Annotated in this window: 20 protein-coding genes and 1 pseudogene; 7 read left to right on the top strand and 14 right to left on the bottom strand. The window is 72.6% G+C overall.

The window, feature by feature from the left end; translation table 11 throughout:
* Positions 1–142: 142 nt before the first annotated feature.
* The 4 genes and pseudogenes from ACIBBH_RS22235 to ACIBBH_RS22220 all read right to left on the bottom strand — a co-directional run.
* Positions 143–1,120, bottom strand: a pseudogene (locus ACIBBH_RS22235) (glycosyltransferase); the annotation flags it as partial.
* Positions 1,117–1,938 (bottom strand): glycosyltransferase family 2 protein, encoded by an 822-nt coding sequence (locus ACIBBH_RS22230; RefSeq protein WP_399407114.1) that lies wholly within the window; start codon positions 1,936–1,938, stop codon positions 1,117–1,119. The pseudogene ACIBBH_RS22235 and the gene ACIBBH_RS22230, both read right to left, overlap by 4 nt.
* 370 nt (positions 1,939–2,308) lie before the next feature.
* Complete coding sequence (locus ACIBBH_RS22225) at positions 2,309–3,403, bottom strand: GNAT family N-acetyltransferase (protein WP_399407112.1); 1,095 nt, start codon at positions 3,401–3,403, stop codon at positions 2,309–2,311.
* A 1-nt stretch (position 3,404) separates the two neighbouring features.
* Positions 3,405–3,830 (bottom strand): hypothetical protein, encoded by a 426-nt coding sequence (locus ACIBBH_RS22220; RefSeq protein WP_399407110.1) that lies wholly within the window; start codon positions 3,828–3,830, stop codon positions 3,405–3,407.
* 304 nt (positions 3,831–4,134) lie between these two features.
* On the opposite strand from ACIBBH_RS22220, the gene ACIBBH_RS22215 reads away from it, so the two are divergent.
* A complete protein-coding gene (locus ACIBBH_RS22215) occupies positions 4,135–4,941 on the top strand; it encodes an SGNH/GDSL hydrolase family protein (RefSeq protein ID WP_399407108.1) in 807 nt (268 codons plus the stop codon).
* Between the two features lie 25 nt (positions 4,942–4,966).
* On the opposite strand, the gene ACIBBH_RS22210 is transcribed toward ACIBBH_RS22215, so the two are convergent.
* The 4 genes from ACIBBH_RS22210 to ACIBBH_RS22195 form a co-directional block, all read right to left on the bottom strand.
* On the bottom strand, positions 4,967–6,592 hold the full coding sequence (locus ACIBBH_RS22210) for a serine/threonine-protein kinase (RefSeq protein ID WP_399407254.1): 1,626 nt from the start codon (positions 6,590–6,592) through the stop codon (positions 4,967–4,969).
* Between the two features lie 27 nt (positions 6,593–6,619).
* Positions 6,620–8,158, bottom strand: a complete 1,539-nt coding sequence (locus ACIBBH_RS22205) for a sulfite exporter TauE/SafE family protein (RefSeq protein WP_399407106.1) — start codon at positions 8,156–8,158, stop codon at positions 6,620–6,622.
* Positions 8,155–9,681, bottom strand: a complete 1,527-nt coding sequence (locus ACIBBH_RS22200; protein WP_399407104.1) for a tetratricopeptide repeat protein — start codon at positions 9,679–9,681, stop codon at positions 8,155–8,157. The genes ACIBBH_RS22205 and ACIBBH_RS22200 overlap by 4 nt, the downstream gene beginning before the upstream one ends.
* Before the next feature lie 101 nt (positions 9,682–9,782).
* Positions 9,783–11,324, bottom strand: a complete 1,542-nt coding sequence (locus ACIBBH_RS22195) for a DUF4331 domain-containing protein (RefSeq protein ID WP_399407102.1) — start codon at positions 11,322–11,324, stop codon at positions 9,783–9,785.
* Positions 11,325–11,544: 220 nt separating this feature from the next.
* On the opposite strand from ACIBBH_RS22195, the gene ACIBBH_RS22190 reads away from it, so the two are divergent.
* The 3 genes from ACIBBH_RS22190 to ACIBBH_RS22180 all read left to right on the top strand — a co-directional run bounded on the left by ACIBBH_RS22190 (position 11,545) and on the right by ACIBBH_RS22180 (position 13,296).
* Positions 11,545–12,087 carry a sigma-70 family RNA polymerase sigma factor gene (locus ACIBBH_RS22190; RefSeq protein WP_399407100.1) on the top strand — a complete coding sequence of 181 codons (543 nt, stop codon included), beginning with the start codon at positions 11,545–11,547 and terminating at the stop codon, positions 12,085–12,087.
* Positions 12,084–12,905, top strand: coding sequence for an anti-sigma factor domain-containing protein (locus tag ACIBBH_RS22185; protein WP_399407098.1), 822 nt, complete (start codon positions 12,084–12,086; stop codon positions 12,903–12,905). The genes ACIBBH_RS22190 and ACIBBH_RS22185 overlap by 4 nt, the downstream gene beginning before the upstream one ends.
* A 115-nt stretch (positions 12,906–13,020) precedes the next feature.
* Entirely contained in the window at positions 13,021–13,296 is a 276-nt protein-coding gene (locus tag ACIBBH_RS22180; RefSeq protein ID WP_399407096.1) for a hypothetical protein, read from the top strand.
* Positions 13,297–13,344: 48 nt separating this feature from the next.
* On the opposite strand, the gene ACIBBH_RS22175 is transcribed toward ACIBBH_RS22180, so the two are convergent.
* The 3 genes from ACIBBH_RS22175 to ACIBBH_RS22165 are packed head-to-tail and all read right to left on the bottom strand — an operon-like array spanning position 13,345 to position 16,321.
* Complete coding sequence (locus ACIBBH_RS22175; protein ID WP_399407094.1) at positions 13,345–14,541, bottom strand: CaiB/BaiF CoA transferase family protein; 1,197 nt, start codon at positions 14,539–14,541, stop codon at positions 13,345–13,347.
* 44 nt (positions 14,542–14,585) lie between these two features.
* Entirely contained in the window at positions 14,586–15,368 is a 783-nt protein-coding gene (locus ACIBBH_RS22170; RefSeq protein ID WP_399407092.1) for an ABC transporter permease, read from the bottom strand.
* The gene (locus ACIBBH_RS22165; RefSeq protein WP_399407090.1) at positions 15,365–16,321 is read right to left on the bottom strand and encodes an ATP-binding cassette domain-containing protein; all 957 of its coding nucleotides are present in this window, start codon (positions 16,319–16,321) and stop codon (positions 15,365–15,367) included. The genes ACIBBH_RS22170 and ACIBBH_RS22165 overlap by 4 nt, the downstream gene beginning before the upstream one ends.
* Positions 16,322–16,385: 64 nt before the next feature.
* On the opposite strand from ACIBBH_RS22165, the gene ACIBBH_RS22160 reads away from it, so the two are divergent.
* Positions 16,386–17,105, top strand: coding sequence for a TetR/AcrR family transcriptional regulator (locus tag ACIBBH_RS22160; protein ID WP_399407088.1), 720 nt, complete (start codon positions 16,386–16,388; stop codon positions 17,103–17,105).
* Here ACIBBH_RS22160 and ACIBBH_RS22155 read toward each other — a convergent pair.
* Genes ACIBBH_RS22155 through hmgA form a run of 3 tightly spaced genes read right to left on the bottom strand, consistent with a single transcriptional unit; the run spans position 17,102 to position 20,422 of the window.
* Positions 17,102–18,268, bottom strand: a complete 1,167-nt coding sequence (locus ACIBBH_RS22155) for a type ISP restriction/modification enzyme (RefSeq protein ID WP_399407086.1) — start codon at positions 18,266–18,268, stop codon at positions 17,102–17,104. The two genes, ACIBBH_RS22160 and ACIBBH_RS22155, sit on opposite strands and share 4 nt — an antisense overlap.
* A 26-nt stretch (positions 18,269–18,294) precedes the next feature.
* The gene (locus tag ACIBBH_RS22150; RefSeq protein ID WP_399407084.1) at positions 18,295–19,044 is read right to left on the bottom strand and encodes a GntR family transcriptional regulator; all 750 of its coding nucleotides are present in this window, start codon (positions 19,042–19,044) and stop codon (positions 18,295–18,297) included.
* 28 nt (positions 19,045–19,072) lie between these two features.
* Positions 19,073–20,422, bottom strand: coding sequence for a homogentisate 1,2-dioxygenase (gene hmgA / locus ACIBBH_RS22145; protein WP_399407082.1), 1,350 nt, complete (start codon positions 20,420–20,422; stop codon positions 19,073–19,075).
* A 151-nt stretch (positions 20,423–20,573) separates the two neighbouring features.
* On the opposite strand from hmgA, the gene ACIBBH_RS22140 reads away from it, so the two are divergent.
* Both ACIBBH_RS22140 and ACIBBH_RS22135 read left to right on the top strand, forming a co-directional pair.
* Entirely contained in the window at positions 20,574–21,143 is a 570-nt protein-coding gene (locus tag ACIBBH_RS22140; protein ID WP_399407081.1) for a hypothetical protein, read from the top strand.
* Between the two features lie 78 nt (positions 21,144–21,221).
* Positions 21,222–21,839, top strand: a complete 618-nt coding sequence (locus ACIBBH_RS22135) for a TetR family transcriptional regulator (protein WP_399407079.1) — start codon at positions 21,222–21,224, stop codon at positions 21,837–21,839.
* Positions 21,840–22,210 lie beyond the last annotated feature (371 nt).

Here is a 22,210-nt window from a genome sequence, read left to right as displayed (position 1 = left end):
CGGCCTCCGCGACGTTTTCCGCGCCTGCCCGCCGGGCTGTCGCCGCCCCTGCTCGCGGAACTGTCCCTGCCCCTGTCCCGACTCGCCCGGCCGATACCGCATCGGCCGGGGGACCTGTCCGCGTCCCGGTCCGCACGGCCGTGTCCGCCTCTGCCGGTGGCACGGAGAAGGTCATCCCGCCCCGCCGTGCCCGTACGCTCCCCACCGCATAGCCGCCCGCCGCCGTGAGCACCCCGGCGACGATCGCGCCCGCCCGTCCCGCGCCGCCCGGCCGGGCCAGCAGGGCGTCCCGCAGGCCACGAGCGACCCCGGCGGGCAGTACGCGTGTGGCGTACCGGCGTTCGGATTCGAGCCCCTTGCCGGCGCCCACACTGCGGGTCACCAGTGCCTTGGACAGGCCCTCGGCGTAGGCGCGGGTGCGGAAGTACCCGAAGCGCTCGCGGGTCTCGGGCACCCGGTGGTGGATCACCGCCCGGTCGTCGATCAGCAGGACCGCGTCGGGCCGGGCGCGGGTGAGCCGGATGCACAGTTCCGTCTCCTCGCAGCCCAGCGGACGCCGGTCGCCGTCCCGGCCGATGCCGGTGGCGAAGCCGCCCGCCGCGTCGAACGCCGTACGCCGGAAAGAGGCGTTTCCGCCGAGCACGTTGCGCACCCGGACCCGCCCGGGCGGCAGGCCGCGGTAGGTGCAGCCGACCACCCAGTCGAACTCCTCCGGGAACCAGGCCGGACGCCGGCCCGACGCCCACACCGGCTCCGTACGGCCGCCGACGGCCATCACCCGGGGATCGGCGTACCCCTCGGCGAAGCGGCGCAGCCAGTCCCGCTCGGCCACGGCGTCGTCGTCGAGGAAAGCGATCACCTCGCCGCGCGAGGCGGAGATGCCGGTGTTGCGGCCGGCGGACAGGCCGCGGGGGCCCGCGTTGGCGAGCACCCGCACGTCGCCGGCCTCCTTGTACTCCCCGGCCAGCCGGTCCAGCAGCGCCGGATTGTGGTCGACGACCAGGAGCGTCTCCAGCGCCTGATACGACTGCGCGCGCACCGAGGAGACCGCCGCGAGGATGTCCTCCCAGCGGTCCTCGGTGTACACGCAGATCACGACGGAGATGTCGGGATCGCTCAAGACACCTCTCCCTGCCCGGCGTCCAGCATCGGCGAGTGGTGGGCCATGCGGCGCAGGGCGCGCCGGTTGGAGCGCTCCCGCACGATCACCTTCAGCACCCGCAGCCCGTCCCGGACGGCCCGCAGATTGCTCGTGCCGTGGATGCGGAGGTACTCGTGGCTGGGTATCTCCTGCACCTTCAGCCCCGCTTTGACGACCCGGATGTTCATCAGGGTCTCGACCTCGAAGCCGGTGCAGTCGAGGTCGATCTTGTCGAGGCAGTGCCGCCAGAACGCGTTGTAGCCGTAGCAGAGGTCGGTGTAGCGGGCGCCGAACTTGCGGTTGACGACCGCGCACAGCACCCGGTTGCCGAGCCTGCGGATGAACGTCATGTCGTCCGTGCCGCCGCCGTTGGCGAAGCGCGAGCCCTTGGCGAAGTCCGCGCCCGAGACCAGGGCCGAGACGTAACTGACGATCTCCTGGCCGTCGGCCGAGCCGTCCGCGTCGACCATCACGATGATGTCGCCGGTGCACGCCTCGAACCCGGTGATAAGTGCGTCGCCCTTTCCCCTGCCGCGCTGTTCGACGACCTTGACGTCCGCCCACAGTTCACGCGCGACCTCGACCGTGTCGTCCGTGGAATTTCCGTCCACGAGAACGACCTCGTGTATCCAGTCCGGAAGCGTCTTGAAGACGTAGGGGAGATTCTCCGCCTCATTCATGGCCGGAATCACCACGCTCACCGGCGGCGCGATGGCCAGGTGAGAGGAGATGGGCCGGTAGATGGTGGCGATTAAAGGATCTTGGCCCGAATTGGGCGGGCGCAGAACAGAACTCATGACTGGAGTCCCTCTCGTCCGGTGGGCCGCCCGCCCCTGGGCGGCCCGGCTTTGTGTCCGGTTCGAAAGGGGGGTTCTCACTCACGGCACGGCGAAATGGAACTCCGAGCACGCGGGTGAGCTGGCAAAGCTGGCCGGCCCGCCGGAAATCGGCAGCCGGTCGCGCGGCACGGCTCGGTCACCGAACGCGGTCACCGAGCACGGCACCCCCCTACCGCGCCCCGCGCCGGAACGTCGCGGTCCTCGAGCCCTCCCCTTGAGCCGCATGACGACGGACCGATGCGGGTGAGATGTCTGACGGTATTGACAATTGATCCCGTATGGCAAGGCCTGGAACGAAGCCTCACGTTTTTGTTGGTTTGGACATTACCTACACTCTCGAACGGATTTTGCCCATCCGTTTGAGAATTCTGTCCGCCGGCTCGAAGAGTTCCGGCCGTGACAGCACCATGTTGCGCAGCGCCCGGACCGGGGCGCGCCGCGCCCGGTGCCCGACCGCTATCGGGTGACGTCTTGTCACCCATCCCTCGGCCACGGCGAGTTCGCGTGTCTTGAGGGAGTCCTTGTATTCCTTCTGGCCCCGGCCGAGATCGAGATAGGCGATGCCGTCGGCGGCGGCGGCCTCGGCCATCCGCAGGTGCAGGACCAGCCCCGGCGAGTACTTCGCGAACGCCGGGTCGTACGCCGGGAACCAGCAGGCCAGTATCCGCTCGGTGCGCAGCCCGAAGTGGGCGGCGACCGGCCGGCCGCCCGCGTACAGCACCGACAGGATCCCGGCGAACGGTTCGGAGCGGGTGTGGAAGAGCCGGGTCACCAGCCGGGTGATCCACTCGTGCGCGAAGCGGTCGCTGCGCCCCGTGCGGCGGTACTGGGCGGACTTCCACGCCATCAGTGTGCGCAGCGCCTCGGGGTCGAGCTCGTCGTGGACGTACGTGACGGCGCCCGCGTCCCTGCCGAGTTTTCGCTCCTTGGCGAGCGTGGTCCGGGTGAACTTCGGGGACCGGGCGCGTAGTTGGCCGAGATAGGCCTCGTAGCCCCGGTCGACGTCCATGACCGGGGACGGGAAGGTGCCGGAGGCTCCCGCCTCGAACGGCTGCTGGCCTTCCACCAGGTGGTCGAACTCCCATACGGCGAGGCCGCAGGCCCTGAGCAGTTCCTGGGCGTCCCAGGTGAAGCCGGGCCGGTGCACCAGGCCCTGGCAGTCCGAGACGCCGAGGCCGACGGCCCGGCCCACGCCGGTCGCGGATCTCTGGTACGGGAAGAACGCGGCGGGTTCACCGTCCTCGCGGACCACCGCGATCCGCACCCCCCGTCTGCACCGGCCCACCGCGAGTGCGAACTCCGGGGACAGGAACGGGTTCGCCAGTTCGGGGAGGCCGTGCAGATGGGCCTTGGCCTGCAGCGCCGTCCAGGCCGCCCGCTCGGCGGCGCCCAGCTCACCGGGGCGGTACACCCTGATGTCCACGTCACACGCCCTGTCTTCTCGACGTACGGCCGAGCGGCCGCCGCAGCAGGACCAGCAGGAGAAGGAGGAGGCTGAGCGCGGTGACGGCGACGACCCCGCCGCGCACCGACCAGCGGTGCACGGCCAGCATGCCCTGCGCCACCAGCATGTTCACGACCACCGCACCGGCCACCGAGGCGAGCACCCGGCCGAACGGATCCAGCCCCCGCAGCGCCGCCGCTATGGCCGCCGCCGGCGCCGCGAGCAGGAAGAACAGCGTGCACGGGCCGCGCAGGAACCAGCCCGAGCCGGTGAGCGCGAGCAGCGCGCCGACCCCGCCGACGGCCGTCGCGGCCCCCGCGAGCAGCGGCGACAGGTCCCTCCCAGGCCCTGGCCGCGCCCGCTCGGTGCTGTCTGTTGCAGCTGACTTGATGCGTATGGTCTGCATTGGCGACTTTGCCCCCCGAAGCGCCGGATGCCGGGCTTCAATGTCGCGCAGCCCCACGGCGGCCGTCAAGATGCGGAAGCCGCCCGCGCCGGTTCTTGTCCGGCTCTGAACATGCATGGGGAGGCGTCACTCGAACGCCGCTCGAACGCCGTTCGGATGCCGCACAGATGAACGTAAGCAAACAGACAGAGAGCGCCCCCAGCCGATCCTGTTGAGGTGCCAAAAGTCTTGGCATGGACACTTCCCGTCAACACGCGTAGTTGCTACGACAGTTGTGGCAGAGATCCTGCTAAAGGGAGGTTCCATGAGACGTTCCCGATTTACGGCATTCACGACCTCGCTCCTCCTCGCCACCGGCCTCGCCCTCACCGGGGCCGCCACGGCGCAGGCGTCCCCCCTCGCCGCGACCGGCGGTTACGTGGCGCTCGGCGACTCCTACTCCTCCGGAGTGGGCTCGGGCAGCTACATCAGCTCCAGCGGCAACTGCAACCGCAGCACCAAGGCGTACCCGTACCTGTGGAACGCCGCCCACGTCCCGTCCTCGTTCGCCTTCAACGCCTGCTCTGGCGCGAAGACGGGCGACGTCCTCTCCGGCCAGCTCGGCTCGCTCAGCACCTCCACCGCCCTGGTCTCGATCACCATCGGCGGCAACGACGCCGGTTTCGCCGACGTCATGACGACCTGTGTCCTGCAGTCCGACAGCGCCTGCCTCTCCCGCATCAACACCGCGAAGGCGTACGTCGACTCGACGCTGCCCGGCAAGCTCGACAGCGTCTACTCGGCGATCAGCGCCAAGGCCCCGTCCGCCCGAGTGGTCGTGCTCGGCTACCCCCGCTTCTACAAGCTGGGGACGACCTGCGTCGGCCTCTCCGAGACCAAGCGCGCCGCGATCAACGACGCGGCCGACTACCTGAACACCGCCACCCAGAAGCGCGCCCTCGACCACGGCTTCGTCTTCGGTGACGTCCGCACCACCTTCACCGGCCACGAGCTCTGCTCCGGCAGCGCCTGGCTGCACAGCCTCGACCTGCTCGACATCGGCGAGTCGTACCACCCGACCGCGTCCGGCCAGTCCGGCGGCTACCTGCCGGCGCTCACCGGCGCGGCCTGAGCCGCCGCCGTCAGGGAACGCCTCGTCAGGGCGAGACCGAAGGCGAGGAGGAGACCCCGTCCGTCGGGGTCTCCGACGTCGCGCAGGTCACCGAGAACGGCACCTGGCCCGACGTCGTGCGCACCGGACCGCGCACCTCGACGCCGATCGCGTTCTCCAGCGTCCCGCTCTCGGAGTACGTCGTCACGCTCACCCTGGCCGGCCTGGACTTGCCGCCGCCCGCCGGGAACGACAGCGTCTTCCACCCCGCGTCGGAGACCGAGCCGTTCCTCACCACCCACCGGTACTCGACCTGCGTGGGCAGCCGGCCCACCGTGAACGTCGCCGTGAAGGCGGGCGCCTGCGCGCTCGGCGGCGGACAGGCCCCGGAGTACTCCGTGTTCGTGCCGGTCACGGTGACGCGCACGGACTGTGCCGGGATCGTGCCGGCCGGACTGCTGCTCGGGGCGGGCGGCGGGGCACCGGTGTGCGAGTCGTCGGTGCGGGTCGCAGCGGGCGAACTCAGGCTGCTGCCCCGGTCGGTGCTCACGCCGCCGTTGTTCTTGTCGCTCCCGCTGCCGCGGCCGAGCAGCGCGTACGTCAGCCCGGCCAGCGCCAGCGCCACGGCGACCAGGCCCGCGACCATGACGACGGCGGAGCGCCGGTCGCGGTCCGGCCGCCCGGCCGGGGTCGTCGCGGTGGGCGCCGGGGTCGGTACGGGCCCGGCCGGTACAGGCCTCGGCGGGGTCGGCGACGACGGCTGCCGCGGACGGGTCGCGACCGTCGGCGCGTACGCCCCTACGAACACCGTGTCCGCACGCGGTGCGCCGCCCGCCGCGATGAGCCGCAGGTCCTGCTCGGCCGGTTCGGCCGGCAGCCGCTCCGCCGGATCCTTGCGCAGCAGCCCCTCGATGACGGGGGCGAGCGGCCCGGCCCGGCGCGGCGGCGGCAACTCCTCGTCGACGACCGCGCGCAGGGTGCTCAGGGGCGTGTCCTGACGGAACGGGGAGCTGCCCTCGACCGCCGCGTACAGCAGCACACCCAGCGACCACAGGTCCGACTCCGGGCCGGGTGTGCGCCCGAGCGCCCGCTCCGGGGCGAGGAACTCGGGTGAGCCGATCACCTCGCCGGTCATGGTCAGCGCGGAGCTGCCCTCCACCACCGCGATGCCGAAGTCGGTGAGCACCACCCGGCCGTCGTTCGCCAGCAGCACGTTGGCCGGCTTCACGTCCCGGTGCAGCACCCCGGCGGCGTGCGCGGCGCGCAGCGCGGCCAGCACCTCGGCGCCGATGTGCGCGGCGCGTTGCGGGGTGAGCGGGCCCTCCGCCTCCAACTGGTCGGCGAGGGACAGCCCGCGCACCAGCTCCATGACGATCCAGGGCCGGCCGCCCTCCACCGCCACGTCGTACACCGTCACCACGTTGCGGTTGGCGACCCGCGCCGCCGCCCAGGCCTCCCGCTCCAGCCGGGCGTACATCCGCTCGACGTCCGGTCCGGGCAGCCCGGCCGGGGCCCGCACCTCCTTGACGGCGACCTCCCGGTGCAGCACCTCGTCGCGGGCACGCCACACCGTTCCCATGCCGCCCTCGCCGAGCGGGGACAGCAGACGGTAGCGGCCCGCGATGACACGTTCACTGCCCGGCTGTTCGGACACGGGTGCCCCCCACGGCATCTGGCGTGAATTCTCCACAAAAGTAGCTCATCCGAGTGCGGATGCCGCCCCCTTGAGCACCAGTCCGGCGCCCAGCACCAGCACGACGAACGCGGACGCCAGGGGCGTGGTCCTGCGTACCAGAGCCGCCGCGGGACCGGCCGTCCAGCGGGGGCGCCTGTCCAGCACCCGGTTCATTCCGCTACCCAGCTTGACGACGGCGAACCCGGCCGCGGTGAGGGTGAGCGCCAGCCCCACGCCGTACGCGACGACCAGCAGCAGACCGAACCACGCCTGCCCGAGGGCCGCGGCGCCCACGAGCACGACGACCGCGGAGGGACTGGGCACGAGCCCGCCCGCGAACCCGAGCAGGATCGTGCCGCGGAGGGTGGGGGCGGTGGAGTGGGTGTGGGTGAAGCCGCCGTGGGTGTGCTCGACGGCGGGGCCGTGATGGTGGTGGTCGTGCTGGTGGCCGGGGCCGTGGTCATGGCTGTGCTCGTGGTCATGGTCGTGGTGCTCATGGGTCTGCCCGTGCCCGTGCTCATGGGTGTGCCCGTGCCCGTGCTGCCGGTTGCGCAGCGCCCGTCGTACGAGACTCGCCCCCGCGAAGGTCACCAGGGCGCCGCTCGCGATGCCCAGCCAGGCGATCACCGAGGGGGTCGCGGCCGAGCCGGCCGTGACGAGGAGCCCGAGGGCGACCACGCCCAGGGTGTGGGTGACCGTGACCGAGGCGGCCAGCGGCAGGACGTCCCGCAGGCGGGCCCGGCCGCCCCGGGCGGCTGCCGTCGCGGCCATCAGGGTCTTGCCGTGGCCCGGTGCGAGGGCGTGCATCGCGCCGAGGCCGATCGCGATGAGCAGGGCGAGGGCGGCGAAGCCGACGGTGAGGTCGTGGCGGGCGACGAGGTCGTCCAGGGCACGGGTCCAGCGGTCGGCGCCGCGGGGCAGGACCGAGGCGGCGGGGGCGTCCTGGTGCTCCTCGGTGAGGGCCGGGCCGCCGGGCCGCACGCGCACGGAGGCGGTGGCCGTGTCGGCGGGGGAGGAGAGCAACTCCTTGGGATACGTGGTCAGTTCCCGCGAGACCGATGTCTTCGGCACGTCCGACGAGGTGAGCGTCATATGGTCGCCGCGTGCGGTGATCTCCCGCCAGCCGGGCCCCGTGGACGCGCCCGCGCTGTGGAAGCCGAGGGTCACGCTGTCCCCCTTGGGGAGCGGGGCGGTGAACCGGCACTCCACCCGCAGGGTGCTGAGCCCGGCCTGGCCGGGCCGCAGGCTCGCGTGATGGGTGCCGCTCGTCAGGGCGGTCGCATGGCCGTCGACCGTGAGCCTGCTCCCCTCGGCGGCCTCGGCGCACCGCTGTCGGGCCCACCCGGTCAGGCCCAGCCGCTTGAGGTCGGGCTTGGCCTGGGTGGCCGGGATCTCGGCGAGGTCCTCGACGTGGTCGACGCGGAGCTGTCCGGGGGCGGCGACGAGGCCGTCGTACCGGTTGACGGTGAAGTTGCCGAGCGGGTGGGCGCTCGCGGCCGTGGCGGGGAGCAGCGCGAGCGCGCCGGCGGCCACGGCGGCGGCGAGCAGGCGGCTGGGCTTCACTTCGACTCCTCCAGCGCCTTGCGGGCCTCGCGGGCGCCGAGCGGGGAGAAGCCGGGGTTCAGCTTCAGGGCCGCGGCGAGGGAGGCGCGGCCGTCCTGCCGGTGGCCGGTGGCCAGCTCGATCATGCCGCGGTGGTAGAGGAAGGAGGCGTTGCGGTAGCCGGTGCCGGTGGCCCGGCGGGCGTAGTCGAGGGCCTCCCGGTCGTGGCCGTTGACGTGCAGGGCCCAGGCGAGGGCGTCCGCGGTGTGCACGGTGTGGCGGCGGGCCCACTCGGCGCGGGCCGCGCGCAGGGCGGCTGCCTTGTCGCCGTGGTCGGCGGCGGCGAGGGCGGTGTCGAGGTCGGCGTTGACGCCGTTGGCCTTGGCCAGGGCGATCCAGGCGTCGACGAGGGCGTACTGGTCCTGGGCCTCGGCCCTGTCGCCGTCATGGCCGCGCGCTTCGTACAGCTCGCCGAGTTCGACGAGGGGGCCGGGCAGCGGACAGCGGGCGACGACGAGCTCCATGCCCTTGATGGCGGCGGCCCGGTCACCGCCGGCGGCCTGGGCGCGGGCGCGGCCCTCGAGGGCGGGCAGGTAGTTCTCGTCGGCGGCCAGCGCGCGGGCGTAGTAGTGCAGGGCCGTCTTGTCCTCGCCCTGGCTCCAGGCGAGTTGGCCGAGCTGGGCGGAGACGTACGCGACGTCACCCGGCGTCGTGGCGGTGGACAGCGCCTGCTCCAGCACCCGGCGGGCGGTCTTCACGTCGCCGCGCAGCTCGCGCACGTACGCGTACCGCGTGAAGACCGGCACCCCGGGTTTCCGCTCGTCGGCCGTGTCGGCGGCCTTCGACGCCTCGTCGTACCGGCCGAGTTCGACGAGGGAGTCGATACGGGAGGACAGGGCGCGCTCGCTGTAGGGGTTCTGCTTCAGGGCCTGATCGGCGTAGGTGAGGGCCTGTGCGAACCGGTGCCGGGCGGCGGCGAGCGCGGCGCGCCCCGCCAGCGCCTGGTCGTTGTCCGGGGCCAGCTCCAGCGAGCGCTTCAGGGCCTTCTCGGCCTGCGGATACCGGGAAGGGTCGCCCTTGGTCCGCGCCTGCTCGACATAGGCGAGCCCGAGGGTGGCCCAACTTCCGTAGTCCTTCGGCTGGGCCCGCAGATGGGTCTGCAGCGCGGCGATGCTCGCGTCGAGGTCACCACTGGCCAGCAGCCCCGGCGAGACCGCGCCGGAGGCGGCCGCCACGGTCGCCGGCGACCCGTCCCGCGCGGCACCGACAGCGATCGCAGCTCCGGTCAGCGCGACCGCCAGCAGCGCCGCACATCCCGCGAGCCGAGCGGCCCGCCACCTCCGCCCGGCGGCACCGACCCGGCGCACGGCGGCGACGCGATCGTCGGTCTGAGGGAGTTCGTCCCCGGCCGCGGTGGGTCCGGCACCGGTGTCCGGGAGTTCGCCCCCGCCCACAGCGGACGGGGACGAGCCGCCCGGCAGGTCGCCCTCGGCTGCGTCCGCCGGCCGGGCGGTGGGCTCGTTGTCGTTCGTGCGCGGGGACATGCCCTCTCCTGGGTCGCCTGGTCGTTGCGGGAAGTCGTGGGGCGGCGCGGCCCGCGCCGTGGGGGAATGGTGCGCGGGCCGCGCCAGTCGGGGGGTGCGGATCAGTACGGGCGCTGCATCCGGCGGCGCCACCACGCGAACGCCGTGCCGATGAGCAGGATTCCGGCCGCGCCCGAGGCCGCCGACCCGGCGATCAGGACCGTGTTGCCGGAGCCGCCGCCGGAGGAACCGGCCGGCTTGAGCGCGTCGCCGAGCTGGCTGCGTACGTCCGTGCCGCTGGTCGTGCCCTTGGCGAGCTTGCCGCGCGAACCGGCCGTCGGCTCGGCCACGTACGGGAAGTACTTCTCGAAGCTCTTGTCGTTCTTGTCGACCGCGTCGCCCAGGTCGTTCTTGGCGCCGACCAGTTCACCCTCGACGACCTGCAGCGCCTCGTCGATCACGTCGTCGGTGAGGCGACGGCCGTTCGGGAAGCCCGCGTTGTCGCCGTCGAGGACGCCGAGCCGCTTGGGGTGCATGGCCGGCTTGATCGAGGTGTTGAGGCGCAGCTCCTCCGAAGCCCGCACGTTCGGCGGCTGGTTCAGGCCCTTGACGCCCTTCAGGAAGACGTCGACCAGGTCGTTGCGGGGCTCACTGGGAGCGTCGATCTTGTAGATCGACTGGATGAGCTTGGGCAGCTCGGGGTTGGTGACGTTCTTCAGGAACTGCGCGTCGTCCCACGGCGCGGACGCGTTGAACTTGTCCTTGTCCTTCAGCGGGTTGACGACCTCGTTGACCAGCGGGTTGCCCAGGCGCGAGACCTGTGTGTAGTACCCCTGCGCGTTCCGGCGCTGCGTCGTCGACCAGATGCCGACGACCGGCTGCTTGTCCGACTCGCGGATCAGGTCGTTGGGCACCTGCAGGGCGATCGTGTTGACGTTGTAGCCCTTGAGCGTGTCCCGGCCGACCTCGGTCAGGTTCCCGCCGTACAGCAGGTCGAAGACGCGCAGATCCAGGAAGAACGGGTCGTCCGCCTGCCCGGCGAAGGTCGAGGCGCCGTTCGCCGTCTTGTAGATGGCCTGCGAGCGCAGCTTCGCGTAGTCCGGCATCGACGCCTTGCCGACGTTGGACGGAGCCACCGGGACGTCGTCCGCGAGCTTCGTCTTGTACACCACCTTCTGGTTCTTCAGCCGGACCAGGTCGATGTCGTACGTCTGCGTGATGTTGAGGTCGGGGTCGTCCAGGCTGGTGACCGGACCGGTGTTGTAGAGGAAGGTGTTGTCGTTCTTGCGGTGCGTCTTGAAGGTGTAGCGGAACAGCAGCTCGCCCTGCGCGTCACCGTTGTTGTCGACGTGGATGTCGTACTGGGCGTCGTCCGCGAACGTGAAGAAGTTCGGTCCGCCGGCCGGGTCCTCCATCGGGATCCAGTTCGCCACGATCGTCGTCGTGTCGGGCTTGTCCGGGCTGACGAACGCGTACACGTCCGTGTTGTCGTACTGCGGGGTCCCCGAGATCAGCGGGGCCTCCCGGTGGCTGGAGGCGGAGGCCGCCCCGGGCTCCAGCGTGGCGACGCCGGCGGCTGCGAGCCCGCCGGCGGCCAGCGCACCACAGATGAGGGTGACAAGGCCCTTGCGTCCCGCACCGCTCCTGGAAAATAGAGGTGTCATGCCGTCCGTCCTCAGTCCCAACTTGCCTGACGGACAGGTATACGGAGCGGAGTGCCCGATCGGATTGGTCCGAGGGAAAAAATCTTTTCGACTTCCTGACCCGCGTTTTCGGCCTGCCCATACGTAACCCCTGCCGGAGGTGCGTTCGTTGCGCATGGCTGGTGTGACGGGAGCTGGTGTGAGGGGATGGGGCCGGTGCGGCCGGCGAGAGGGGGACCGGGTGGAGGCGGACGAACTCCTGGTGCTGGTGGCGGGCGGTGACCAGAAGGCCTTCGAGCAGCTGTACGGCATGGTGTCCGGGCCGGTGTACGGGCTGGTGCGCCGCGTGGTGCGCGACCCCGCCCAGTCGGAGGAAGTGGCCCAGGAGGTGCTGCTCGAACTCTGGCGCTCCGCCGCCCGGTTCGACCCGGCCCGGGGCAGCGCCCTGTCGTGGGTCCTCACCCTCGCCCACCGTCGCGCCGTCGACCGCGTGCGCAGCGCCCGCGCGGCGGGCGAACGGGATCAGCGGGAAGCGCTGCGGGCCGGGGAGCCCGCCTTCGACCACGTCGCCGAGGAGGTCGAGGCGGGCCTGGAGCGCGAGTGGGTGCGGCGCTGTCTGGACCGGCTCACCGCCCTGCAACGGCAGTCCGTCACTCTCGCCTACTACGACGGCTACACCTACCGTGAGGTGGCCGAGCGGCTGTCACTGCCGCTGGGTACGGTGAAGACGCGGATGCGCGACGGACTCGCCCGGCTGCGCCAGTGCCTGGGAGGTGTCGCATGAGCCTGCTCGACCGTCTCCTCGGCCGCGACGACCTGCACTCGCTCGCCGCCCCCTACGCCCTCGACGCCCTGGAACCCGCCGAGCGCGTCCGCTTCGAGAAACACCTGAAGAACTGCGACCGCTGCACCGCCGAGGTGCGCGAACTGTCCGAGGACGCCGTACGCCTGGCCTGGTCCGCGGCCGCCCCGCCCCCGGCCGCGATGCGCGACCGGGTGCTGGCCGCCGTCCGCGTCACCCCGCAGGAACCGGCCGCCCCGGTCCGCGAGCGCACCCCGCAACTCCCCCCGCACGTGTGGGGCACCCAGCCCCCGCCGGCCCGCACCCGTACGCCCCGCACGCGCTCCCGTCCCCTCTTCGTCCCGTTCGCCACCGCCACGGCCGCCGCGGCACTCGTCGTCGCCGGGCTCTTCGCGGTCCAGGCCGGCCGGACTCAGGACACCCTCGACGCCGAACGGGCGCAGGCACGTGAGATCGCCCACGTTCTCGCCGCCTCCGACGCCCGCGCGACCAGCGGCAAGGACGCGCAGGGCCGAAGTATCGGAGTGATCGCTTCCGCATCCGAGGGGCAGGCCGTCGTCACTCTCGGCGGATACGGCACACCGCCCAGCGGGCGGGTACGCCAGCTCTGGCTCATGCGCCCCGGGGCGCAACCGCGCTCCCTCGGGCTCTTCGACGGCGACACGCCCTTGGTCGCGAGCGGTCTCACCAAGTCGGCGACATCACTCGCCGTAACCGTGGAACCCGGCGGTGGGTCAGCACAGCCCACCACCCAGCCCATTGCCCAACTCGCGTTGAAATCGGTCGGATTCGGAGAGTAATCGTCAACAGCCTTGCGGGGAAGGTGAATCCTGTGACCGTGATACACGAGTGCCTCGCCGGGGCGATAGGGTTAGCCTGCCCGGGCCGGGTGGACTCGTACGGGTGGGGAGTGACATGGAGCAGATAACAGTGCGCAGCAGGGCGCGGGTCCCTGCGATCACCTGCGGCAGCAGCGCGACCAGTTCGCGTCTGGACCGCCATCTCTCGGTGCTGGCGGGTCCCGCCATACCGCAGCGGGAGACGGTCGAGGCGACCACGCTGATGCTTGAGCTGACCGCACGTGAACCAGCGCACGAGCGCAGCGGGAGGGGCGCCCGGGTGAGCAGGGTCTCGCTCTTCGCCCCCCTGCGCCGACTGCGCCGTTCACTCTTCGGCGGCAACAAGCACTGAGTCCCGCCCGCGCCAGGGCCTGCCCGCCGGATCATGCCGACGCGGGCCCTAGGCGACGACACCGTCCCCGCGCAACGCTGCGATCTCGGCGTCCGTCATCCCCACGGCACGCAGCAGCGCGCCGGTGTGCTGCCCGAGCGCGGGCACGTCACCCATCCTTGCCTCGTCCCCGCCCGGCAGGGTGATCGGCGGCAGCAGCGCCCGCAGGGGCCCGACCTGCGACCCCACCTCCCGCCACCGCTCCCGGGCCGCCAGCTGCGGATGCCCGGCCACCTCCCGCAGGTCCCTCAGCCGCGCGCACGCGATGCCGGCGCGCTCCAGCCGGGCCAGCGCCTCGTCTGCCGTCAGCGCGCCCAGCGCCTTCGCGACCAGTTCATCGGTGCGCGCCCGGTTGGCCACCCGCGCCGCGTTCGTCGCGTACGCCGGGTCCGTGCCCAACGCGGGCCGCCCGATGACCTGTTCGGCCAGTCGTCGCCACTCCCGGTCGTTCTGCACCGACAGCAGCACCCGCCCGCCGTCCGCCGTCGGGTAGGCGTCGTACGGTGCGATGACGGCGTGCGCGAGCCCGGTGCGCGCCGGGGGAGTGCCGCCGTGCATCGTGTGGTGCAGCGGGTGGCCCATCCACTCGGTGAGCGCGTCCAGCATCGACACCTCCACCGGCCCGCCGCGCCCGGTCGTCCCGCGCCGCACCAGCGCCGCCAGCACACCCGAGAAGGCGTACATGGCCGCCGCGATGTCCGCCGCCGGGATTCCCGCCTTCACCGGCTGCCCGGGCGTCCCGGTCACCGACACCAGCCCCGCCTCGCACTGGACGAGCATGTCGTACGCCCGCTTGTCCGCGTACGGCCCCGAGGATCCGTACCCCGAGATGTCCACGGCGACCAGCCGCGGATGCGCCGCGCACAGCGTGGCCGCGTCCAGGCCCAGCCGGGCCGCCGCGCCCTGGGCGAGGTTCTGCACGAAGACGTCCGCGTCCGCGACCAGCCGCCGTACGAGGTCCAGGCCGCGCGGGTCCTTCAGGTCCAGGGCGATGGACTCCTTGCCGCGGTTGCACCACACGAAGTGCGAGGCCAGCCCGCGCGCCGCGGTGTCGTAGCCGCGCGCGAAGTCGCCGCCGTCGATCCGTTCCACCTTGATGACCCGGGCGCCCAGGTCGGCGAGCTGCCGGGTGGCGAAGGGCGCGGCCACGGCCTGTTCGACGGCGACGACGGTGATGCCCTCCAGGGGCAGGGGCAGCTGATCCATGGGGTGGATCATCACCCGGGAGCGGCGATTTTGTCAGCAGCCGGTCACCGCTCCCCGCGCGCGTACCGGCGCACGGCGAGGGGCAGGAACACCGCGATCAGCGCGCCGCTCCAGGCCAGTGAACCCGCGACGGGGTGGACCACCGGCCAGGCGGCACCCTCCGGCACGGGTGCGTTGCCGAACAGGTCCCGCAGGGCCGTGGTCACCGCGCTGATCGGGTTCCACTCGGCGAGTGTGCGCAGCCAGCCCGGCAGGTTGTCGGTGGGGATGTAGGCGTTGGACAGCAGCGGCAGGACGAAGGTCGAGGCGCCGAGCTGCCCGGCGGCCTCCTCGCTGCGAGTGAGCAGCCCCAGGAAGACCCCGATGCCGGTGCACGCGAACCGGAACAGCAGCAGCAGGCCCACGGCACCCAGCGCGCCCGGCACCGACCCCTCGACCCGCCAGCCCACCGCGAGCCCCACCAGCAGCAGCGGCACCGTGCCGACCGCCGTGACGACCAGGTCCGCCACCGCCTGCCCGAGCGGGACCGCCGCCCGGCTCACCGGCATCGTACGGAAGCGGTCCATCACGCCCCGGTGCGCGTCCTGGGCGGCCTGGAACATCCCGGTCATGATCCCGCCCGCCGCGGTCGCCACCAGCAGGCCCGGCACCAGGAACGACCGGTACTCCCGGCCGGGCATCGCCAGGGCGCTGCCGAAGACGTACCCGAAGAACAGCAGCATGTTGATCGGCATGACCTGGGTCAGGACCGCGAGGCCCGGGCTGTTGCGCACCCGCCGCAGCTGCCGGCCGACCATGGCGGCCCCGTCGTACGCCAACGCGCTCATGCGACCAGCTCCTCGCTGCCGGTGGAGTCCCCGGTGAGCCGGAGGAAGACGTCGTCCAGGGTCGGCTGCCGCAGACCCGCGTCGGCCAACGGCACGGCCGACGCGTCGAGTTCACGCACGAGGCGGGGAAGGGTCAGAGTGGGATCGCTGGTGACCGCGCCCACGGCGTTCCGGTCGCGGTCGAACACCGGCTCACCGCCGGTGAGCCGGCCGAGTACGGCCGCCGCCTTGCCCAGGGCGTCGGGATCCGCGACGACGACTTCCGCGTACGCGCCGATGAGCGTCTTGAGCTGGGCCGGCGAACCGTGGTGCGCGACCCGCCCGCGGTCCACCACGGCGATGTCGTCGGCGAGTTGGTCGGCCTCCTCCAGGTACTGGGTGGTGAGGAGCACCGTCGTGCCGTCCGCCTTCAGCTCGCGCACGGCGTCCCGGATGTGATTCCGGCTGGCCGGGTCCAGCCCGGTGGTGGGCTCGTCGAGGAACAGCACGTCCGGGCGGCGTATCAGGCTCGCCGCGAGATCCAGGCGGCGCCGCATCCCGCCCGAGTAGGTGGACGCCGGCCGGTCGGCGGCCTCGGTCAGCCCGAACCGCTCGAGCAGCTCCCCGGCCCGCTCGGCCGGCCCCCGCACCCGGAGCAGCCGGGCACACAGCCGCAGGTTCTGCCGTCCCGTGAGGTCCCCGTCGACCGAGGCGTACTGCCCGGTGACACCGATCCGGCGCCGCACGGCCGCCGCCTCCCGTACGAGGTCGTGCCCCGCGATCCGCGCCGAGCCGGCGTCGGGCCGCAGCAGCGTGGTCAGCAGCCGTACCGCCGTCGTCTTCCCCGCTCCGTTCGGACCCAGCAGCCCGCAGACCGTGCCCTCGGCCACGGCCAGGTCCAGCCCGCGCAGGGCGTGCACGGCGCCGAAGCTCTTCTCCAGCCCTTCACTAAGTACGGCGTACGTAGTAGTCATGCGCCGACCATAGCGCACTACGTACGATGTACGTAACTACGATGGTGGGGCGAGGTGATGATCGATGGCAGGCCGAGGGGCCGTACCCGAAGTGATCTGGGCGCGCCCCGAGCGCACCGGGCGAGGTCCGCGACCGGCGTACACCCGCGCCGACATCGCGGCCGCCGCCGTACGGATCGCCGACGCGCAGGGGCTGGACGCGGTGTCGATGCGGCACGTCGCGGCGGAGCTGGGCTGCGGCACCATGTCGCTGTACAACTACGTCCCCCGCAAGGAGGAGCTCCACGAGCTGATGGTGGACGCGGTCAGCGCGGAGCACGAGCTGTGGGAGCCGAGCGGCGACTGGCGGGCGGACATGCTCCGGGTCGCGCACCAGACCCGCGCCCTGCTGCACCGCCACCCCTGGATGCCCCGCCTGATGTCCCCCGTCTACGGTTTCAGCCCGCACGCCCTGCGCTACATCGAGCACTGCCTGGCCTGCCTGGACCCGCTGGAGGCGTCCTACGGCACCAAGATCGAGCTCGTCGCGATGCTGAACGGCGTGGTGACCACGTACGTCCGCAACGAACTCGACACGGCCGAGCGCGTCCGCTCCCTCCCCTGGTCCGAGGACGAGGAGAACGCGGTCCGCATCGCCTACCTGGGGAGCCGGATCGCCTCCGGTGCGTATCCGCGGATGGCGGCGGCGTTCACGGAGGATCCGGGGCCGGTCGATCTTGAGGCGGTGTTCCGGCGGGCGTTGGAGCGGGTGCTCGACGCGTTTGCGCCGCGCGAGCCGGGCTAGAGCAGAGCGAACTGGCCCTCCGGGCCCTCCTCGTGGTGGTCGAGGACGGAGGCGGGGCGGCGGGACGAGTCCGGTGGCGGGAGTACGCCCGCCTTGTGGAGGCCGGTGGCCGTGATGGGCGTCGTCATCTCCAAATCGGCGTGCCGCGGCTCCAGTTCCGCCATCAGCGCCAGGACCGTGATCAGCTCCAGCAGTTCCGACGTCCACGCCTGCGGCCACGTCGCCGGGCGGATCGCGGACAGGGTGCCGGGCTCCGCGGGCGTGGTGCGGGCCGTGAACCACTGTTCCAGGACCCGGGCCCCGGCCACCTCGAAGTCCCAGGACTGTGGCGGCACCGGCGAGATGCGGCCCTCGTCGAGGTGGAGGGTCTCCTCGTCGCGGTCGTAGTGGAGGGTGAGAGGACGGGCGGGGAGGGGTGCGCGGACGTAGGGGCGGCGGCCGCCGGGGAGTTTGGGACGTTCGCCGTCGCGGCGCATCAGCCAGAGCATGCGGTGGCCCAGCCGCACGCCCCGGGACCAGAGTTCGGCGTCCGCGGTGAGCGGGACGGTGAGGTCCGGGCGGGTCGTGGCCAGGATCCAGGCGAGGACGTCGAGCGGGGCGGGGGCGGCGCCCAGGCGGGTGGCCAGGTGCTCCAGCAGGCCCGGTGCGAGGTTGGGTTCCGCGGCCCCGGGGCGCCGGTACAGCGGGCGGATGCGGCCGGGGCGCAGCAGGGGGAGGCGGGAGGTCGCGAAAAGCGGGGAGCCCAGGCCCGGAGTGTCCCCGGGGGTCTCCACCGTGAAGACCTGGTGGGCGTCCGCCACCCGCCACAGCTCGGGGCGGGCCGTGTCGAGCAGGCGGTGGTCCGGGATCAGCCACTGCTCGTCGAAGGGGGCCGCGAGCACGCGTACCGGCTCCGGGCAGGGGCCCGAGGCCCGCACCAGCTTCTCCGTGCCGCTGGACTGGCCCGGCAGCTGTCCCACCGCCGAGTGCGGCGTCCGCGACCGCGTCGGCTCGAACAGGGCCTCCCGGTCGGGGCCCTCGGCCTTCAGCAGGGCGTCCCAGCGGGCCTTCAGGGAGGCCGGATCGGGTGCCGTCGGCCAGGCGCGGCCCGGCCGCAGCGGTGCGACGGACCACGGCATGAGGTCCGCCAGCAGCGGAGCGTCGTCGTGCGTCACGCTGGGCATCGTACGACCTGTCGCGGAGCGTGTGGTCAGGTGGCGTCCAGGGTGACCGTGAAGGAGAAGCGGTCGCCGCGGTAGTGGATGACCGCCACGTCCAGCACCCGGCCGGCGGCGTCGTACGTCACACCCGTGTAGTGCAGTATCGGGCTGAGCAACGGCACTTGGAGCAGCCGCGCCGTCTCCGGGTCGGCCAGCCGGGCCTGCACCGTGTCCGTGATGCGGCAGATGTCCGCCCCGACCACGTCCCGCAGCACCTTCGTCATCGGCCAGCGGACCAGGTCGTCCGGGTCGATGCCGGGGGCCAGTTCGGGGCGGACGTAGTTGTACGCGTGGTTGGTGGGCTCGCCGGACTTCTCGTCGCCGCGCAGCCGGTGGTACGTCGCCACCTCCGCCAGGTCCGGGAAGTACTCGGCGAGTTCGGCCGGCACGGGCCCGCGGCCGTGGTCCAGCAGCTCGGTCGTCATGCCGGACTGCTGGGCCACGATCGCGTCCACCGAGCCCAGCAGCCGCACCGGGGCGCCCCGCCGGACGTCCGGCTCGATGAACGTGCCGCGCCGGCGGTGCCGGGTGATCAGCCCCTCGTCCTCCAGTTCCTTCAGCGCCTGCCGCATGGTCAGCACGCTCACCCCGTAGTGCTCCGCCAGCCGCTCCTCGGTGGGCAGGCGCAGCGGGTCCCGCGGCGAGCGGCCGAGGATCGAGGCGCGCAGCGACTGCGACACCTGGTACCAGAGCGGCAGCTTGCGGTTCAGGACGACGGAGTCCGGGGCGAAGGAGGTCACGGGGCTATCCGTACCTGTCGGGAACCGTTCAGTGCAACGGACGGAAGTGCCGCTCCAGGCCCCGCCAGACCTCGTCGTACCCCTGCTGCAGGTGGCCGGCGTCCGCCGCCTGCGGGGTGAGCGTCACCGGCCAGCGTGTCTCGAACATGAACGCCAGCCCGTCGTCGACCTTCTGCGGCAGCAGTTCGGCCGCGCTCGCCCGGTCGAAGGTCTCCCGGTCCGGCCCGTGCGCCGACATCATGTTGTGCAGCGAGCCGCCGCCCGGCACGAAGCCCCCCTCTCCGGCCGTCTTCGCGTCGTACGCGCCCTCGATCAGGCCCATGTACTCGCTCATCACGTTCCGGTGGAAGTACGGCGGCCGGAAGGTGTCCTCGCCCACCAGCCAGCGCGGCGCGAACACGACGAAGTCGACGCCCGCCAGACCCGGGGTGTCCGAGGGTGACGTCAGCACCGTGAAGATGGACGGGTCGGGGTGGTCGTACGAGATGGTGCCGATCACATTGAAACGGCGCAGGTCGTAGACGTACGGCACATGGTTGCCGTGCCAGGCGACGACGTCGAGCGGTGAGTGGTCGTACGTCGCCCGCCAGAGGTTGCCGCAGAACTTGTTCACCACCTCCACCGGGCCCTCGTCGTCCTCGTAGGCGGCGACCGGCGCCCGGAAGTCCCGGGGGTTGGCGAGGCCGTTGGCGCCGATGGGGCCGAGGTCGGGGAGGCGGAAGGGGGCGCCGTAGTTCTCGCACACATAACCCCGGGCCGTCGGGCTCTGCCCACCGTGCGACGCGGTGTCGAGGAGCTCCACCCGGAAGCGCACCCCGCGCGGCACCAACGCCACATGTCCCGGCTCCACATGCAGCAGCCCGAACTCCGTGCGCAGCAGCAGCCCGCCGCGCTCCGGCACGATCAGCAGCTCCCCGTCGGCGTCGCTGAAGACCCGGTCCATCGAGGAGTTGGCGTGATAGAGGTGCACGGCCATGCCGGTGCGCTGGGTGGCGTCGCCGTTGCCGCCCAGGGTCCACAGGCCCGCGAGGAAGTCCGTCCCGGCCGGCGGTTCGGGCAACGGGTTCCAGCGCAGCCGGTTGGGGTCGGGGACCGTCTCCGTGAAGGGCGCGGTGCGGATCGCGCCGTTGTCGGTCCGCGTGAACGCCGGGTGGGCGGCCGAGGGGCGGACGCGGTACAGCCAGGAGCGGCGGTTGTGCGCCCTGGGCTCGGTGAACGCCGTACCGCTGAGCTGCTCCGCGTACAGGCCGAGCGGCGCGCGCTGCGGTGAGTTGCGGCCCTCGGGCAGGGCGCCGGGCACCGCCTCCGAGGCGTGCTCGTTGCCGAATCCGGACAGGTAGGCCAGTCCCTCCGCGGTCTTCCGCGCGTCCCCGCTCATGATCGCTCCCTTGCGAACCCGATTCCTATGCAACACCGTAGGATTGCGTTTTCGCGGACGCAAGAGGGACGGGCCTCCTCCCTGGGCCGTACGGCGGGAACCAGACTTGAGGCGGATCCGGGCCGGCGGCGTGGTGTTCTACAGTCCCGGCATGTCGTGGACGCGCGGACTGCTCGCCGCGCTCGTGGTAGGCCTCCCGCTGCTGCTAGGACCGGCGGGTTGCGCTACCGGCGAGGCGCACGGGCGGAAGGACGGGGAGTCGCCCTCACCAGTGGGGCGGCTGCTCGACGAAACGGACCGGGAAGGACGGCACTACCGTGAGGTCGGCAAGGACAGGGCCCCCGATGTCGACGTCGAGGTGACGCCCGACGCCGGCGGCAGCTGGGACGTGCGGCTGACCGTGCACAACTTCCGCTTCTCGGCGCCGGGCGCGCAGCGGGAGGCGGTCGCCGGGCGGGGGCTGGCCTGCCTCTTCGTCGACGGCGGCCAGGTCACCCGGCTGCGAGCCCCCGAATACCGGCTCGCCGCCCGCCTCGTCCCGCACGGCACCCACCACGTCACCGCCCGCCTGTACGCCGACGACGGCACGGTGTGGGCGGTGCACGGCAAGCCGGTCGAGAGCACCGCGGACATCACGGCGTCCGGGGCGGAGACGGCGCCGGCGCCGACGCCGGCCGCGAGCCCCGGAGATGTGACGAGCACCACACCGACGGTGGGATGACCCGGGCGAGATGAGTGCATCGGCCACCCGTCTCCGTACTGGGGGGCGAGGTTCCCCGGCCCCCGGCGGAAAGGCATCATGAAACCCGTGTCCCACGCGACCCCGCTCCGCCGTGCGCCCGTGCAGCGGCGCAGCGCCGAACGGCTGACCAGGATCCTCGACGCCTGCGCCGACCTCCTCGACGAGGTCGGCTACGACGCCCTGAGCACCCGGGCCGTGGCGCTGCGCGCCGGCGTGCCCATCGGCTCGGTCTACCGATTCTTCGGCAACAAGCGGCAGATGGCCGACGCGCTCGCGCAACGCAACCTCGAGCGGTACGCCGAGCAGGTCACCGAGCGCCTGAAGGTCGCGCGGCGGGGCGACTGGCGGGCGGCCGTGGACGCCGTCCTGGACGAGTACCTGGCCATGAAGCGGACCGCGCCCGGGTTCTCCCTGATCGACTTCGGCAACCAGATCCCGGTCGGCGCCCGCCACTCCGAGCCCAACCACCGGGTCGCCGACCGCCTCACCGACCTCCTCTCCGGCTACCTCGGCCGCGACCCCGACGAGGCCCTGCGCCGCACCTTCCTGGTCGCCGTGGAGGCCTCCGACACCCTGGTCCAGCTCGCCTTCCGGGTGGACCCGGAGGGGGACGAGGCGATCATCGCGGAGACGCGGGAGCTGCTGCGGGCGTATTTGGCACGGGTGCTGGACTGAGCCGAACCGACGGGGGCTTGTCACTCCCGGGCGCGCGGCTTCCGCGGCCGGGACCTTCCCGGCCGGCCTGTCCGTTGGAGGCCTGTCCGTCGGGTGTCTGCCGGGCTGGGGTGCTGGGCCGGGTTTTTCCCGGTCGGGGGCTCGCGGTCGGGGCGTTCCGGGCGTCCTCGGGCGGGGCTGCCGCCTGGGTGGGTGGTATCCGGGCCGGGTCGTCGGCGGGCGGTTTCCCGGGTGGGGCTCCTTGGGCCGGGCCGCCCTGAGCGGGGCCCGTCGCTGCCGGGTGCGCGGCCCTCCGCGGTCGGGACCTTTCCGAGCCGGGCCCCCGGGTCGAGTCGCTGCCGCCGGGCGGCTCCCGTAGCCGAGGCCTCCCC

The organism is Streptomyces sp. NPDC051636 (assembly GCF_044453765.1).
Taxonomy (GTDB): domain Bacteria; phylum Actinomycetota; class Actinomycetes; order Streptomycetales; family Streptomycetaceae; genus Streptomyces.
The sequence above is the reverse complement of the archived record's forward strand: the minus strand, read 5'-3'. Positions and strand labels throughout refer to the sequence as shown.